Raw genomic sequence first — 1,276 nt, forward strand, 5'->3', positions numbered from 1 at the left:
TGACCATGCCTCGAAACGACGTACAGCAGAGATGTTGGATAATCTGTTGAACGGAGGTCGAGATGGTCGAAAAGAACGTACCGAATCGTCGCTACACCGAGGAATTTCGCACGGAAGCGGCAAGGTTGGCCAATTCTGTAGGGCATAACGAGGCGGCACGCCGCCTCGGGGTACCGGTGGCGACGATAGGCAACTGGGCACGCAAGCAGCAGCGTAATGGCGTGGCGGGCGTCTCTGGCGCAGCCCCGGCCGCCACCCGCGTGAAGCTGGGTGTGTCGGAGATGGAGGCCGAGATCAGCCGGCTTCGCAAGGAACTGGCGAGCGCGAAGCTCGATGTGGAAATCTTGTCAAAAGCGACGGCGTACTTCGCGAAGGGGTCGCGGTGAAGTATGCCTGGATTACGGCTCACCGCGACCAATACGATGTGAGCCGCCTGTGCCGGGTGTTGCAGGTCTCGCGCAGCGGCTATTGCCAATGGCGGGTGCGTTCACCCAGCGCGCGCGGCCAGCGGCGTGCCGCGTTCGATGACGAGATTGCTCGCTTGCACGCGCAAAGTCGGGGCACCTACGGTCGTCCCAGGCTGGTCAAGGCGCTGGCCGCGCAGGGGATGAAGGCGAGCGCGGAGCGTGTGCGCCGCAGCTTGGTGCGCCAGGGGCTGCGGCCGGTATATCGCCGAGCCTGGCGTGCCACCACGGACTCGTCGCATCGCCTGCCCGTGGCGCCGAACGTGTTGGCCAGGCGCTTCGATGGTTGGGCGTCGAACCAGGCCTGGGTCGCGGATATTACCTATCTCCCAACGGGAGAAGGCTGGCTTTATCTGGCTGCAATTCTAGACTTGGGAAGCCGGCGCGTCGTTGGATGGTCGATGTCTGAACGCATCGATGCGACGCTGGTTTGCAACGCCTTGCGCTCGGCTTACTGGCAACGCCGTCCACCCCGGGGACTTCTTCTACATTCCGATAGGGGAAGTCAATACGCCAGCTGGGCGCACCGCGAGCTCGCCGGGCAATACGGCATGGTCGTGTCGATGAGCCGGCGGGCGAACGCCTGGGACAACGCTCCGATGGAGAGCTTCTTCAAGACGTTGAAAGTGGAGCAGACTTCACGATGCCGATACGAAACTCGGGCACAGGCGAGACTGGATGTGGTCGATTGGATTGAAGGGTTTTACAATCGCGAACGCATCCACTCGTCAATCGGATACCGCACGCCTTGTGATTACGAAGCTATGCAAAAAGTAGCGTGAGTTGCTGTACGTGGAACCGAGGCATGGTCA

The 1,276-nt window shown here is 61.7% G+C and carries 1 protein-coding gene; it reads left to right on the plus strand.

Annotated elements, in window-relative coordinates:
* Window positions 1-62: 62 nt before the first annotated feature.
* Window positions 63-1,246 (plus strand): IS3 family transposase gene (locus OVY01_RS22915; RefSeq protein WP_267849954.1). Its coding sequence is split into 2 segments (ribosomal slippage): window positions 63-348 and window positions 348-1,246, totalling 1,185 coding nucleotides; the frame shifts between segments, so codons are not numbered across the junction.
* Window positions 1,247-1,276 lie beyond the last annotated feature (30 nt).

Origin of the sequence: Robbsia betulipollinis (genome assembly GCF_026624755.1) — a bacterium.
In the GTDB taxonomy this organism is placed as follows: domain Bacteria; phylum Pseudomonadota; class Gammaproteobacteria; order Burkholderiales; family Burkholderiaceae; genus Robbsia; species Robbsia betulipollinis.